The sequence below is a fragment of the Agrobacterium sp. CG674 genome (assembly GCF_053521645.1).
Map to the genome: position 1 here is coordinate 718,629 of NZ_JBNWDZ010000001.1, position 14,109 is coordinate 732,737.

Annotated in this window: 12 protein-coding genes; 5 read left to right on the top strand and 7 right to left on the bottom strand. The window is 57.3% G+C overall.

Annotation, left to right across the window (positions count from 1 at the left end; all coding sequences use genetic code 11):
• Positions 1 to 81: 81 nt before the first annotated feature.
• On the top strand, positions 82 to 456 hold the full coding sequence (locus tag ACQZ51_RS03430) for a tudor domain-containing protein (protein WP_448775182.1): 375 nt from the start codon (positions 82 to 84) through the stop codon (positions 454 to 456).
• A 357-nt stretch (positions 457 to 813) separates the two neighbouring features.
• Here the strand turns inward: ACQZ51_RS03430 and ACQZ51_RS03435 are convergent, their stop codons facing one another.
• The 5 genes from ACQZ51_RS03435 to ACQZ51_RS03455 form a co-directional block, all read right to left on the bottom strand.
• Positions 814 to 1,509, bottom strand: a complete 696-nt coding sequence (locus ACQZ51_RS03435) for a hypothetical protein (protein ID WP_448775184.1) — start codon at positions 1,507 to 1,509, stop codon at positions 814 to 816.
• 151 nt (positions 1,510 to 1,660) lie between these two features.
• The gene (locus ACQZ51_RS03440; protein ID WP_448775186.1) at positions 1,661 to 3,124 is read right to left on the bottom strand and encodes a glycosyltransferase family 2 protein; all 1,464 of its coding nucleotides are present in this window, start codon (positions 3,122 to 3,124) and stop codon (positions 1,661 to 1,663) included.
• 144 nt (positions 3,125 to 3,268) lie between these two features.
• Entirely contained in the window at positions 3,269 to 4,744 is a 1,476-nt protein-coding gene (gene cysN / locus ACQZ51_RS03445) for a sulfate adenylyltransferase subunit CysN (RefSeq protein ID WP_448775188.1), read from the bottom strand.
• Entirely contained in the window at positions 4,744 to 5,697 is a 954-nt protein-coding gene (gene cysD / locus ACQZ51_RS03450; RefSeq protein ID WP_448775190.1) for a sulfate adenylyltransferase subunit CysD, read from the bottom strand. The genes cysN and cysD overlap by 1 nt, the downstream gene beginning before the upstream one ends.
• Positions 5,698 to 5,724: 27 nt before the next feature.
• Positions 5,725 to 6,498, bottom strand: coding sequence for a phosphoadenylyl-sulfate reductase (locus ACQZ51_RS03455; RefSeq protein ID WP_448775192.1), 774 nt, complete (start codon positions 6,496 to 6,498; stop codon positions 5,725 to 5,727).
• Positions 6,499 to 6,953: 455 nt separating this feature from the next.
• Here ACQZ51_RS03455 and ACQZ51_RS03460 point away from each other — a divergent pair, with 455 nt between their 5' ends.
• The 4 genes from ACQZ51_RS03460 to ACQZ51_RS03475 all read left to right on the top strand — a co-directional run bounded on the left by ACQZ51_RS03460 (position 6,954) and on the right by ACQZ51_RS03475 (position 10,880).
• Positions 6,954 to 7,979 (top strand): sulfate ABC transporter substrate-binding protein, encoded by a 1,026-nt coding sequence (locus ACQZ51_RS03460; RefSeq protein ID WP_448775194.1) that lies wholly within the window; start codon positions 6,954 to 6,956, stop codon positions 7,977 to 7,979.
• Between the two features lie 129 nt (positions 7,980 to 8,108).
• Positions 8,109 to 8,966 carry a sulfate ABC transporter permease subunit CysT gene (cysT, locus tag ACQZ51_RS03465; protein ID WP_448775196.1) on the top strand — a complete coding sequence of 286 codons (858 nt, stop codon included), beginning with the start codon at positions 8,109 to 8,111 and terminating at the stop codon, positions 8,964 to 8,966.
• Positions 8,959 to 9,831: a sulfate ABC transporter permease subunit CysW gene (gene cysW / locus ACQZ51_RS03470; protein ID WP_243256493.1), complete on the top strand. Its 873-nt coding sequence runs from the start codon at positions 8,959 to 8,961 to the stop codon at positions 9,829 to 9,831. The genes cysT and cysW overlap by 8 nt, the downstream gene beginning before the upstream one ends.
• Before the next feature lie 11 nt (positions 9,832 to 9,842).
• Positions 9,843 to 10,880, top strand: a complete 1,038-nt coding sequence (locus ACQZ51_RS03475; RefSeq protein ID WP_448775197.1) for a sulfate/molybdate ABC transporter ATP-binding protein — start codon at positions 9,843 to 9,845, stop codon at positions 10,878 to 10,880.
• Positions 10,881 to 11,190: 310 nt separating this feature from the next.
• Here the strand turns inward: ACQZ51_RS03475 and ACQZ51_RS03480 are convergent, their stop codons facing one another.
• Entirely contained in the window at positions 11,191 to 12,192 is a 1,002-nt protein-coding gene (locus ACQZ51_RS03480) for an NAD(P)H-quinone oxidoreductase (protein ID WP_448775199.1), read from the bottom strand.
• A 108-nt stretch (positions 12,193 to 12,300) separates the two neighbouring features.
• Positions 12,301 to 14,094 carry a GGDEF domain-containing protein gene (locus tag ACQZ51_RS03485; RefSeq protein ID WP_448775201.1) on the bottom strand — a complete coding sequence of 598 codons (1,794 nt, stop codon included), beginning with the start codon at positions 14,092 to 14,094 and terminating at the stop codon, positions 12,301 to 12,303.
• Positions 14,095 to 14,109: the final 15 nt, after the last annotated feature.

The window sequence follows — 14,109 nt, forward strand, 5'->3', positions numbered from 1 at the left end:
ACTGAATTTGTGCTTAGTGATTTTGGAGCCGTTTCCGCTATTTGGGCGAGCGAAATTGGGTTTATTCCCAGGGAAGATGTCATGAATAAAATTCTGATCGCAGCGGTTATTCTTGGTTCAGTATCAACATTTGCGTCTGGCGCATCGGCACAGACCAAGGGTGATTGGGTTCTTGGTAACTACAAGGGGGCCGGATATTGGTTTCCGGGCGTTATCGATAGTATTTCAGGTGGAAAAGTCACAATCCGTTATGACGATGGCGATCGCGAGACCGTCGCGATCAGCAAGGTTCGTCCCTATGACTGGATGATCGGCACGCGGGTCGAGTGCAACTACAAGGGCGCTGGCCAGTGGTACGCTGGCAAGATCTCTTCCCTTGCTGGTGAACGGATCGGCATTGCCTATGATGACGGTGACAAGGAAACCACAAAGACCGGTCGCTGCAGAACACAGTAATTCCTGACGGAAGCGTAAATGCTATCGGCGCGAATGCGATGACGATCGACTTTTTAACGCCTTACTCCCATAGCGCTTCGCGTTGGGGATGCATCAACAAGGAACCTTTGCCCCTGAGTTCCGTTAGGTCCACAGGTATAAAGGAGACTATCATGCTAAAAGGTCTGGTTCTGTGGGCAATGGGTGTGCCCCTCGTCGTTATCGTCCTGCTCTACATGTTCTTCTTCTAGTAGAAGGACTGGCTGCGCACGGATGCAGCCACTAACGCCAATACCACTACGGCCACGCTATCGGTTTTAGTAACCATGGCGTGGCCGTATTGTTTTAAAGTCATCCATCACGTCGCTTCAGTTCAGCTCATTTCTGAGCAAGACTGTCCGATACGCCAAAAAGCCACAGCATGCTGCTGGCGTTCAACTTGGGCGTCGCAGGCCGTGGCAGGACCACGCTTCTGTTTTTGGCGCGGCCAGCAAACAGAAAATCCGCATAGCTTTTTTCCAGCTCGCGCTCGTAGTCATCCACGAAAACATGGGTGTCGTTTTTCGCCACAAGCGCCGTCCAGACCAGCGGAAGGGCGCGGCCAGGCAGGTTTGGCATCCAGCCCATCGGGCCATCAACCAGAATAACATCCCATTGCCGTGCCTTGACGCTCTCGGGCAATTGCGCGCTGCGCACCAGTGCGGCCGGGTTCTGCATCGAGGCCGCAACGGTGGAGGGATAGTCCATCTGCTCGATGTTCAACTCGGGATGCTGGCTCTGAACCTTGGCAATCCACTGTGGCGCATTCTCGAAAAACAGCGTGTAGCCGTCGTTGTTCAGGTTGGCCCAGAGGGGGCTGTCATTACCAAGGCCGAAGACCAGCATGTTGCAATGAGGACCACGCGATCTGATGGCTGCCGAAACAGCCTCGATCTGGATATGCGACATCTGGGCGTCAGGGTTGTAATTGTCGCGCAAAACGGCGTTGAGAAAGCTCTCGCCAGACGATGCCTCGCCGCCTTCAATATCATTCTGGCTATCGAACCGTACGGGCATGGAAGAAATCTGGTTCACGTGCTTTGCCTCATTGCCTTGAGTTTTGGTTGGTACTAGAGCAAGTCCAGCAAAAGTGGGAACCGGTTTTGCGTCCGGAATTGCGTAAAAACAAATCGATAGAGCGTTGAAGGTGAATTCCTATTCACCGGAAAGGCTCTAGTGGGTCGGATCAAAGGCCACCGACCACCAGCAAACCGGAGCCGCCAATCGCGTTCACGCAGAAGCGCAATCCGCTGCCAATCGAGCCCCAGAGCGTTGCCGCCTGTGCCTCGGCTGCCTTGTCGGCAATTAGGCAAAACGTAAAGCCGCGCGGCGCCAGATGCGGGGCGATGGCAGACAGTGAGACGGCGGCGCTGCCAGCCGGGACGGTCTTGGAAAGATCGACGACGACCATGTCGAACTTGGTGTCCGGGTCCAGTTCGCGCGTATCTGGAAAGCTGCCGCTGACCGTATCCAGATTGATGTTGACCGGCTCGGATACCGTAATTGTCACCTCGTCGCGCGTGCCGCATAGCCTCAGCCGCAAATCCAGCTCTTCGGCTTCGGTAGCAGATGAACAGAGGCAGGTCAGTTGGCGTCCGGTACCGGAAAGCATGCTTGCAAGGGTCAGTGCGGAGCGTGTGCTGCCGACATGCAGAACACTGGCGTCGTCGGGGCGGGTGTGAACGATGCCGCGCAAAGCCCAGACCTGCTCGGGCGCCAGGCGTACAGGGCCGCAATAGGCCATGGCGTTAACGATGCCTGGCATATCTGCAAGCACGAGATCGCCGGTGATATCACTCCAGGTCTGGGTAGAAGTCGTCATTGTCATGGATTGTTGCCCGTTTGGAACGCTGATTTTTGATTTGTTTGCAATCTGCTCCTGCGGCTTTGGCGCCTCTGCAGGAGCGGGTCGCGTCATGGGAAGCGGGGCCTTGCGAATGACCTCCTGCGCCGATTTCTGCTGGATGGTCGAGTTCAAACCAACGGACTGGCTGTCCAGATTATGATGCGATTGCGGATTTGTGGCGGTGTAGAGATAGGCGTTGGCCGCTAGGAATTGGTAGCGCCTTGTCTGGTCCAGTATCGGCATTGCAATGGCGATATCGCAGGCTGCCTGCAGCCAAGCCCCGTTGCTATCCTTGAAATAATCCTCCGGCACATTGCCCAGAAGCTCGGCGCGGAAGGTGAAGAAATGGCTCGTCTTCCAGCCTTGCTGGCGCGGTGAGATATTGGGGTCCAGCGCCGTGTTGCAGCCGACATGGCCGTTATCCATGGCAAAATTGGTCCAGACCACATCCTTGCCCGCTTTATAGAAAGCCAGCATGGCCTCAAGCACCCGGTTCTCGATCAGCTGGTCGTCGGCATCCACAACGCCAATGAACCGCGCCTTGTCGCTGAGGGGGCGCAAATGCTCCCACGCATTGCGCGCCTTACCAAAGCGGGTGCTGTTGGTTATGAGCGTGTGCCTATCGGGAAAGTGCTGCTCTAAGGCATTGAGTGCTGCGCCACGCGTATCGTCATCCGACATGTCATCGACAAAAAGGATGTGCACATCCTTCAATGTTTGTGCGGATATGCTCTCAACTGCACGGGCGGCGTACTGGGCGCAATTTCGGCCAGTCATGAATATCAGGGCTTCAACGGATTGCATGCTGACCGACTCTCAAAAATGAAGGATCTGCCTTCTGCTTAGCTTGCGAAGCTGTTTCGAGCCTTGTCGCGCAACCGGTGCTGCCAAAAACGAAAAAAGGCGCTGGTTTGCGCCAGCGCCTTTTGCCATTTACGTCGACTAGTCCTAATCCAGTTGATCCAGCAGCCTGGAGGCTGATGCCGAACTCGTGCGACGAATCTCGACTTCATCGCGGCGGCTGGAAAGCTGTTCGCTGGCCAGAAGCGCCTCGGCCAGATCGGCGGGGAGGGAGAGGATCACCCGTTCGCCCTGTGCAATCTTGCCCGTATCAGTGCGTCTGTTCAAGATCATGCCGCCAGCAACGGTGTTGTTGGTGTCGGCATCAATCAGAATGAACGAGCCTGTCGAGCGGTTCTGCTCATAGGGATCGAAGATGGCAGTTTCGTCGAAGGACAGGCGAACCTTGCCGATGGCGTTCATGGCAAGCGTATCGGTATGGGCAAGCCATTGACCGTTCTTCAGATCCAGCTGCGTTATCGGCTGTACGGAAACCCGCTGGCGCCGGCTGCCGCTTTTCAGCCAGTAGCGTTTGCCGGGCTCGATGCCGCCGGGCTGAAGGGCCACGATCTGCGCATCGAAGGCATGGCCCGTCTGCGGCTGCGCCTCGATGGAAACGATCATGTCGCCGCGTGACACATCCACCTGCCGGTCGAGAACAAGCGTAATCGCATCGCCGGAAACGGCGGCATTGCGCACCAGATCAAACGTCACGATCTGCTTGACGTTCGCCACCATGCCCGATGGCAGAATGACGACGGAATCACCGGGCTTTACAGCGCCACCGGCAACAGTGCCCTGATAGCCGCGGAAGCTCTCGCCGGGGCGGGAAACGCGCTGGACGGGAAGGCGGAAGCCGCCTGTCTGGGTGGAGCGAGATGTCGCAAGCTCAAGCGTTTCGGCAAGCGTAGCGCCTTCATACCACGGCATCGCGGCCTTGCCGGAATGCACGACATTTTCGCCCTTGAGCGCCGACATGGGAATGGCGGTAATCTGCTTGATGCCCAGCGACAGCGCAAACTCGCGGAAGTCGTGAGCAATCAGCTCGAACCCGGCCTTGTCGTAGTCGGTGAGGTCGATCTTGTTCACAGCCAGCACGAATTGGCGAATGCCCATCAGAGCGGCGATCGTTGCGTGGCGGCGGGTCTGTTCCAGAATACCGGTGCGGGCATCCACCAGAAGAACAGCCAGATCCGCAGTCGATGCGCCGGTTGCCATGTTGCGGGTATATTGCTCATGGCCGGGTGTGTCGGCCACAATGAAGGCGCGTTTGTCGGTGGCGAAATAGCGATAGGCAACATCGATGGTGATGCCCTGTTCGCGCTCCGCCTGAAGACCGTCCAAAAGCAGCGCGAAATCGGGCAGGCCGAGATCGTTCTGCTTGCCGCTGTCACGGTGCAATGTGGCGGCCTGATCTTCCTTCACCGCCTTGGTGTCCCAAAGCAGGCGGCCAATCAGCGTCGATTTGCCGTCGTCCACGCTTCCGCAGGTGATGAGGCGCAGCGGGCGGGTGTCCTTGACGGCTTTGGCATGTTCCGCAAAGGGCAGAATGGTTGCGGATTGCGCCGTGCTGTTCTGGCTCATCAGAAATATCCTTCGCGCTTTTTCTTTTCCATGGAGCCGGACTGGTCACGGTCGATGGCGCGGCCCTGCCGCTCGGAAACGGTGGCGATCTCAAGCTCGGAAATCACCTCATCCAGCGTCGTTGCATGAGAGTTGATAGCACCCGTCAGCGGGAAGCAACCCAGCGTGCGGAAGCGGATCATGCCTTCCTGCACCACTTCGCCCGGCTGAAGTTCCAGACGCTCGTCTTCCGCCAAAATCATCATGCCGTCGCGCTCCACGTAAGGGCGGTTCTTGGCATAATAGAGCGGCACAAGCGGAATGTTCTCCGCCTGAATGTAGCGCCAGATATCGACCTCGGTCCAGTTGGAGAGCGGGAAGGCGCGAACGCTTTCGCCCTGACGAACCATGCCGTTATAGATGTTCCACAGTTCCGGGCGCTGGTTGCGCGGGTCCCATTTATGATCAGGCGTCCGGAAGGAATAGATGCGCTCCTTGGCGCGGCTGGCTTCCTCATCGCGGCGCGCACCGCCAAAGGCGGCGTCGAATTTGCCCGCATCCAGCGCCTGGCGCAGGGCTTCCGTCTTCATGATGTCGGTGTAGAGCGCCGAGCCATGGCTAAACGGCGTCACGTTTTCGCTCGCGCCACGCGGGTTGGTGTAGGAAATCAGGTCCAGATCGTATGTCTTGACGATCTCATCGCGAAACGCGATCATTTCCTTGAACTTCCAGCCGGTATTGACGTGCAGCAGCGGGAAGGGAATGCGGCCGGGAAAGAATGCCTTGCGCGCAAGATGCAGCAGCACGGACGAATCCTTGCCGATGGAATAGAGCATGACCGGGCGGTCAAATTCTGCCGCGACCTCGCGGAAAATGTGAATGGCTTCGTTTTCCAGCGCCTTCAGATGGGGGTCGAGCGGCTGCTTTGGTGTAGTGACATTGCTGCCTTCCGTTTCCGGAACTGCGTTGGACATTGTAAACTCCGGCAATCTGATAAATCTTCAGGATTGTTGTGAAACGGCTGGAATGGTGGAGGCTTGGGAGGCCTCGGCCACATGCAGACCGCATTCGCGTTTTTCGTCACTCTCCCACCACCAGCGGCCAGCGCGTTCTGCTTCGCCGGGCTTGATGGCGCGGGTACAGGGTTCGCAGCCAATGGATGGATAGCCGCGCGCGTGGAGGGGATTGACGGGAATGTTTTCCGCCGCGACATGCGCGTTGATCCTGTCGATATCCCAGTCCGCAAGCGGATTGATCTTGATCAGATTGCGCTCGGCATCAAATTCCGCAAAGGGCGTGGTTGCCCGGTTGCCGGATTGCCCCCGGCGAAGGCCGGTGACCCAGAAGCTTGCACCATCAAGGGCCTTTGCCAGCGGCACAAGCTTGCGCACGTGACAGCAGGCATGGCGGGCTTCGACGCTGTCGTAAAAGCCGTTGAGGCCGAATTTCGCAGCATAAGCGTCGATATCATCCTGGGTCGGACAGAAGCGTTCAATCGTGAGGCCGTAACGGTCTTCCGTTTCGCTGATCAGGTTGAGCGTCTCGGCAAACAGACGTCCCGTCTCCAGCGTGGCGACGTCCACCGGCAAACGATGGGTGCCGATGGCTGCCGTGATCACCTGATCTTCAATGCCAAGGCTGGTCGTGAACACGGTGCGTCCACCCAGACCCGCTACAAATGCAAGCCGACCTTCCAGATCAAGGCTGGCGAGCTGGCCGTCGAGGGATGCGATATTATGGCTGGAAAATTCATGCTGCGAGGTGCTGATGGTCATTTCGCGGGTTCCATACACTGTTGATGGAAATATCCCCGAATTCGCCCGGCTTGGACAGGAATGGCTATTCTTCTGCGGATGGTGAGAGAGCAAATATCTCTCGTCTGCGGTCAATCTGCGCAAAAGACACCCAGTGGCGCTTTTCCACGCCGCGACCAGAGATAACGCCACCAGGGTTCGATGGATGGCTGTTGGCGGGCCGGCTTCTGGTCGCAAAAAAATTCCGATCAGCCAAAAAATTTCAGGATTCGCAGCGCAAATATGGTTAAAATGCGAACTGGTTTTGCGCGTCAGCTCCTTTTTCCACGTGCTCCGTTGCGTGGTTTAGTCGTCCCACGGCGTGTTTGTTGCGGGTTAAGCAACTGCAATGGAAACACTTTTGCGATTGCGTCTGACGTGATTGACCGTCCGGGCTTTCCCGCTAGTGTTAGAGGCGCACCATAAGGAGGGTATCGATGTCCAAACTTCTTTCCAGCCTGAGCGCGATTGCGCTAAGCCTGTCTTTCACACTGGGAACAGTTGCAACGGCGTCAGCGGATACCAAGCTTTTGAACGTGTCCTATGATCCGACGCGCGAACTCTACAAGGACTTCAACGCAGCCTTTGCGAAGAAGTGGAAAGCCGATACGGGCGAGGATGTCACCATCCAGCAGTCGCATGGCGGCTCTGGCAAGCAGGCTCGCTCGGTTATCGATGGCCTTGAGGCCGATGTCGTCACACTCGCGCTTCAGAGCGATATTGACGCCATCGTCAAGAACAGCGGCAAGATCAATGCGGATTGGCGCACGCGCCTGCCCAACAATTCCGCGCCTTACACATCCACCATCGTGTTCCTCGTTCGCAAGGGCAACCCCAAGGGCATCCACAATTGGGGTGATCTGGTAAAGGGCGATATCCAGATCGTCACGCCAAACCCGAAGACATCGGGCGGCGCGCGCTGGAACTACCTCGCGGCCTGGGCATGGGCAAACGAAGAGTTCAAGGGCGATCAGGACAAGATCAAGGCCTATGTCGGCGACCTCTACAAGCGCGCTCCGGTGCTCGATACGGGCGCACGCGGCTCCACCGTTACCTTCGCGCAGCGCCAGATCGGTGATGTTCTGCTCGCATGGGAAAACGAAGCTTATCTGGCGGGTGAGGAATTCGGCAAGGACGAGTTTGAAATCGTCGTTCCGCCCATCTCTATCCTGGCAGAACCGCCGGTGGCCGTGGTGGACAAGAATGTCGATGAAAAGGGCACCCGCAAGGCTGCCGAGGCTTACCTGCAATATCTCTATTCCGACGAGGGACAGAATATTGCGGCCAAGCATTTCTACCGTCCGTCCAATCCTTCCGTTGTCTCGAAGGATCTGCTGAAGCAACTGCCCGAGATCAAACTCGTCACCATCGATGACCCACAATTTGGTGGATGGGCGAAAGCGCAGCCGGAGCATTTCGGTGATGGCGGCATCTTCGACCAGATTTACAAGCCCGCCAACTAAGCGGAAGATAGGCAACTCGAAAAGGGCAATTGCTCTTTTCGGACCGAAGACACGACCAACCGGCCTTGAGGCCGGTTGGTGGCGCATAAGAGGGCGGCTGAGGATGGCCCCCATATACCCGGAGCCTTGATGAGCAATACGCAATCGCCCACAAAGTGGAAGTGGCGCCAATCCAGCGTCCTGCCGGGATTCGGCCTGACACTGGGTTACACCATCACCTATCTGTTTCTGATCATTCTGATACCCCTTGGCGGTCTGGTCTGGTCCACGGCACAGCTTGGGCTCGCAGAGTTCTTTGCCATCGCGACAGACAGCCGCACGCTGAATGCCCTGCGCATCAGCTTCACGACAGCGTTTCTGGCGGCACTCGTAAATGCCGTCTTCGGCGTCCTCATCGCCTGGGTGCTGGTGCGCTATCGCTTTCCCGGCCGCCGCTTCGTGGATGCCATCGTGGATCTGCCCTTTGCGCTGCCAACAGCCGTTGCCGGCATTGCGCTAACGGCGCTTTATTCCAACCGTGGCTGGGTGGGGCAGATGTTTGAGCCCTTCGGCATCAAGATCGCCTTCACTCCGACCGGCATCGTCATCGCGCTCATCTTCATCGGCCTGCCCTTTGTGGTGCGCACGGTGCAGCCGGTCATGGAAGAGATCGATCGGCAGGTGGAAGAGGTTGCCGCAACGCTTGGCGCAAACCGTTTCCAGACCATCACCCGCATTCTGCTACCCGGCCTGCTGCCTGCCATTCTCACAGGCTTCGCACTGGCCTTCGCGCGTGGGGTAGGGGAGTACGGCTCCGTCATTTTCATTGCCGGGAACATTCCCTATGTCTCTGAAATTGCACCGCTTCTCATCGTGATCCGGCTGGAAGAATTCAATTATCCCGCCGCTACCGGCATCGCCACCATCATGCTGATCATTTCCTTCTCCATGCTCTTCGTCATCAATCTCATTCAGGCCTGGAGCCGCAAGAGGTACGGTTATGCCTGATCAAGCCCGCACACTCTCGTCCAAACCCTTCCGCGATCCCGCAAGCGAAGGTTTTCCGGCAAAGCTCGTTCTGGTCGGCATAGCCTTCCTGTTTCTGGCACTGTTTCTCGTCCTGCCGCTGGTCGCGGTCTTTGTGGAAGCTTTCCGCAAGGGTGGCGAATATTTCTGGGAATCGATCATCGAGCCGGATGCGCTCTCGGCCATTCGCCTCACGCTGCTTGTTGCGGCCATATCGGTGCCACTCAACGTCGTCTTCGGCGTGGCTGCCGCATGGGCCATCGCCAAGTTCGAGTTCAAGGGCAAGGCGTTCCTTATCACGCTGATTGACCTGCCATTCTCCATCTCGCCGGTCATTTCCGGTCTGGTCTATGTCATCCTGTTTTCATCCCACAGCGTGCTCGGCCCGTTTCTGAAAAGCTATGGCATCGAAATCCTGTTTGCGGTGCCGGGCATCGTGCTCGCCACCATCTTCGTCACCTTTCCCTTCGTTGCGCGTGAGTTGATCCCGCTGATGCAGGATCAGGGAACGGGCGATGAAGAAGCAGCCATATCGCTCGGTGCATCCGGCTGGCAGACCTTCTGGTTCGTTACCCTGCCCAACATCAAATGGGGCCTGCTTTACGGCGTGCTGCTGTGCAACGCCCGTGCCATGGGCGAGTTCGGCGCCGTATCCGTGGTCTCAGGCCATATCAGGGGCGAAACCAACACCATGCCGCTGCATGTCGAGATCCTCTATAACGAGTATAATATTGGCGCGGCTTTTGCGGTGGCAACATTGCTGGCGGGCCTTGCGCTGGTCACGCTTGTTCTCAAAACCATTCTTGAAATACGCTTTGGCGCGGGCAACGCCGCCGGCAAGCATTGAAGGGCATGTCCATGGACGTCAAAGTTTCCAACATCACCAAGCAGTTTGATCGCTTTCCCGCATTGGACAATGTTTCGCTGGATATTCGCTCCGGCGAGCTGATTGCGCTTCTCGGCCCATCCGGCTCCGGCAAGACCACGCTTCTGCGTCTCATCGCCGGTCTTGAGCAGCCAACCAGCGGGCAGGTATTTTTCGGCGATGAAGATGCCTCGCACCGCACGGTTCAGGAGCGCAATGTCGGCTTCGTGTTTCAGCACTATGCCCTGTTTCGCCACATGACCGTTGCCGATAACATTGCTTTCGGCCTGAAAGTCCGGCCATCCGCCACGCGCCCGGCGAAATCTGAGATCCGCAAGCGCGTGTCCGATCTGTTGGATATGGTCCATCTGTCCGGTCTTGAGAAACGCTATCCCACCCAGCTTTCGGGTGGTCAGCGCCAGCGCGTGGCGCTTGCCCGCGCCGTTGCCATCGAACCAAAGGTTCTGCTGCTGGATGAGCCGTTCGGCGCGCTGGATGCCAAGGTGCGCAAGGAGCTTCGCCGCTGGCTGCGTGAGTTTCACGATCGCACCGGCCACACCACGGTTTTTGTGACGCATGATCAGGAAGAGGCGCTGGAGCTGGCAGACCGCGTGGTCGTCATGAGCCAAGGCAAGATTGAACAGGTCGGCACGGCCGATGATGTCTATGATACGCCCAACTCACCCTTCGTCTTCTCCTTCATCGGAGATTCCTCCAACCTGCCGGTCACGGTCCGCGATGGTCACATGCTGTTTCAGGGTGAAAATATCGGCCTGCGAGATGCCTGCGAAGGGGATGGCGAGTTGTTCTTCCGCCCGGAAGATGTCGTTCTGACCGATGATGCCGATGCTCTCTACGGCAAGGTCACGATTTGTCGCCGTCTGGCGGGAACGCGTATCGCTGAAATCGATATCGCCAATAACGGCCACGAGCCCCATCATCTGGAAATCGAGGTGCCGCTTGATGCCACCGTGGCTGTCGGCAACCACGTCCGCTTCCGTCCGACCCGCTGGAAAGTGTTCCGCAAGTAGGCGTTGATCTCAAAGCCATAAATAGGAAAAGGGCCGCTTGTGGCGGCCCTTCCATGAGTTTGGTCTTGTTTCAGACCTGGAAACGTTTAGCAACGTCCCGCTGGAAGGCGGATCAAGCCGAGGGCTGCCTCGTCAAAATCAAATCCTTTCCATTGCCTGCTACGAAGACCGAAATCTCATTAGACATTGGATCACCTTCCTTTCACTACGTTGAACATGAGTAGAAGGTAATACGATTCGGCGAGATTGCAAGGGGCTAACCATCAAAAGCTCAGGCGAAGAAACCGCCAGAGCTTTCCGCGCCGCTGGCTCACAAAACCCGCATCACGATCTTGCCGATGTGGTTGCTGGATTCCATCAACCGGTGTCCCTCTGCCACGTGATCGAAGTCGATGATATCGTGGATGACGGGGGCGATGGTGCCTGCTTCCAGCAGCGGCCAGACCTGCGATACCAGCTCTTCACGAATGGCGCGCTTTTCGTCTGCGGTGCGTGGGCGCATGGTGGAGCCTGTCACGGTCAGGCGCTTCACCATGATGGGGCGCAGATCCACCTTTTCGGTGATGTTGCCGCCGAGGAAGGCGATGATGGATAGGCAGCCATCCTTGGCAAGTAACGCCAGGTTCTTTTCGAAATATGATGCGCCGATCATGTCCAGAATGACATCGACGCCCTTGCCGCCGGTCTCGGCCTTGATGACCTCAGCGAAATCCTCCTCGCGGTAATTGATCGCCCGCTTTGCGCCGATCTTTTCGCAGGCATCGCATTTTTCTTTTGAGCCAGCGGTTGTGTAGACCTCTGCACCGAATGCCTTGGCAAGCTGAATGGCCGTCGTGCCGATGCCGCTGCTGCCGCCGTGGATCAGCACGCTCTCGCCTTCGGTCAGCCCCGCCATCTGGAAGAGATTGGCCCAGACGGTGAAGAATGTTTCCGGTAGTGCTGCGGCTTTCACCGCGTCATAGCCCTTGGGAAAGGGCAGTGCCTGGCCCACGGGTATCACGCAATATTGCGCATAGCCGCCGCCATTGGCGAGCCCGCAAACATGGTCTCCAATGCTGAATTCGGTAACGCCATCGCCAAGCGCGACGATCTCGCCTGATATCTCCAGACCTAGAACCGGGCTTGCATCCTTCGGCGGCGGGTAGGCTCCCTGGCGCTGCGCCACATCCGGCCGGTTGATGCCCGCCGCCTGCACCTTGACCAGAATTTCACCGGCTTTCGGGGCGGGAAGGGGGCCGGTTGCAAAGGTCATCACCTCAGGCGCGCCGAAGCTTGGCAGGTCTACAAATCGCATCGTCTCGGGCAAAGTCATGGCGGGCCTCCTTTTGTTTCAGTGGCTTAAACCTAAGCGACACAAAGCCATAATGAAAGGAGGCGTTTTGCCGCGAGACCATTTCTCTTGGTGTCGCAGTGCGTAGCCCTATGCGCCGTAAGTGCGGATCACCAGCCCGGACTCGCTTTCCTTCGCGGCTTTCTTGATGGCGGCAATCTCGCTGCTGATCCGTTCAGGGTTGCCGATAATCAGCCCCTTGGGCAGCTGTAGAACGCCGATGGAGCAGCGCAGCAAGGCAAATTCCCGCTCATTGCCAAACCGGTCGTGACCAAGGATCAGCCCGGCGGCCCGGTCTTCTTCGGAATAGAGATCAACCACATCGTCATGGAAATCCCCGAGCAGACGCTCGAGGATTTCAGTGACTTCGTCCATCGTCCAGTCCCGCACGCCGATGAAAAAGTCATCTCCGCCGATATGGCCGAGAAAGCAATCGCCGGAGAAGAAATAGCGTTTCATCAGCGCCGAGAACAGGCTGATCGAGTGGTCGCCGACATGGAAGCCGTATTTGTCGTTGAAGGGTTTGAAATTATCGAAGTCGCAATAGCAGAAGAACCTGTCTTCGTCGCTGTCGCTGCAACTGTCTTCAATGAAGTTGCTGATGGCGCGGTTGCCGGGCAGGGCGGTCAGCGGGTTCTGCTCCTGCGCTAGCTTCAACTGCTTCTCATTGATGACCTTGATGAGAGATGCCGCCGAAACCACGCCGATATAGCGCATGTTCTCCGTCAGGATCACGCAGGCGCTGCCGCCGGTATTGGCAAACACGTTCATCAACTGGTCGGCATCGGCATCCAGCCCCACAATCGGTGCACCATCGACGAAGTGAGAAATCGTCCGCTCATAGACCTTGTTCTTGAGCAGATCACGTCCGAATGGCTGGTAGATATATTCCTTGAGATGGTGTTCGTTGATGACCCCACGCGGCTCGCCATTGGCGTTGAGAACCGGAAAGAAAGCCTGCGCCGGATTGCGACGAAACAGCTCGAACACACTGTCGATGCTATCGTTTTCATAAACCGTGGGCAACCGCTCGATCTGGCGACGAATGAGGATTTCGTCGAGCGTCTGGCTGCTGCGGCGTGTCTCGCCCAAATGTTGAAGATGCGGGAAGGCGCCCTGCAATTCGCTGACGAAGGTCGTGGGGCGGGAGATGAACCAGCCTTGCACGAGGTCAACGCCGTGTTCACGACAGGCCAAAAACTCGGCCTCGGTCTCAATGCCTTCCGCGATGACCCGCACACCCAGAACATGCGCTATGTTGACGATGTTCTTCACCAGATGCCGCTTGCGCGGATTACGGTCCACGCCTTCGATGAAATAGCGGTCGATCTTGAGGTAATCGACGGGATATTCGCATAGCAGCTTCATCTCGCCATGGCCGACGCCGAAGTCGTCAATGGCCAGCTTGAAACCTTCCTTGCGCATCCGGGCAATCAGCGCAGCAAATTCTGGCACGCTGGTATTGTCGAAACGTTCTGACAGTTCAAAGCAGATGGATGAAGGCGGTATCGATGCCTTGGCGAGGTGTTCCAGAAGCTTGTCGAGGATGCGGTCGCCATGAGGAATGAGCCGCACATCAAGGTTGAGAAAGAGTGTCGCGGTTTGAAAATCAGTGAGTGTTGAAAACTTTGCCAGCGCACGTCCGGCCAGCATCTGCTCGACTGTGACAAGCTGGCCGTCGGCCTCGATCTGGTCCAGAAGCTCCAGCGGATTGGAAAATCCGATTCGGTCGAATCCCCGCATGAGCGACTCGTAGCCGAAAACAGAGCCGGTTGTGACTTCTACGATGGGCTGAAACGCAGTTTCCAGAACCAGTTTGGCCATGGACGCGATCTGCCCGCTTGCGAACCGCCTGATCACATCAGGGTCGATTGCCGTCGACATGCTCATTCTCTCCAC

Coding starts and splice junctions, on each gene's coding strand:
- ACQZ51_RS03430 (WP_448775182.1), top strand. CDS start 82: ATGAATAAAATTCTGATCGCAGCGGTTATTCTTGGTTCAGTATCAACA.
- ACQZ51_RS03440 (WP_448775186.1), bottom strand. CDS start 3,124: ATGCAATCCGTTGAAGCCCTGATATTCATGACTGGCCGAAATTGCGCC.
- ACQZ51_RS03455 (WP_448775192.1), bottom strand. CDS start 6,498: ATGACCATCAGCACCTCGCAGCATGAATTTTCCAGCCATAATATCGCA.
- cysW (WP_243256493.1), top strand. CDS start 8,959: ATGCCTGATCAAGCCCGCACACTCTCGTCCAAACCCTTCCGCGATCCC.
- ACQZ51_RS03475 (WP_448775197.1), top strand. CDS start 9,843: ATGGACGTCAAAGTTTCCAACATCACCAAGCAGTTTGATCGCTTTCCC.
- ACQZ51_RS03485 (WP_448775201.1), bottom strand. CDS start 14,094: ATGTCGACGGCAATCGACCCTGATGTGATCAGGCGGTTCGCAAGCGGG.
- cysN (WP_448775188.1), bottom strand. CDS start 4,744: ATGAGCCAGAACAGCACGGCGCAATCCGCAACCATTCTGCCCTTTGCG.
- ACQZ51_RS03480 (WP_448775199.1), bottom strand. CDS start 12,192: ATGACTTTGCCCGAGACGATGCGATTTGTAGACCTGCCAAGCTTCGGC.
- cysT (WP_448775196.1), top strand. CDS start 8,109: ATGAGCAATACGCAATCGCCCACAAAGTGGAAGTGGCGCCAATCCAGC.
- ACQZ51_RS03460 (WP_448775194.1), top strand. CDS start 6,954: ATGTCCAAACTTCTTTCCAGCCTGAGCGCGATTGCGCTAAGCCTGTCT.
- cysD (WP_448775190.1), bottom strand. CDS start 5,697: ATGTCCAACGCAGTTCCGGAAACGGAAGGCAGCAATGTCACTACACCA.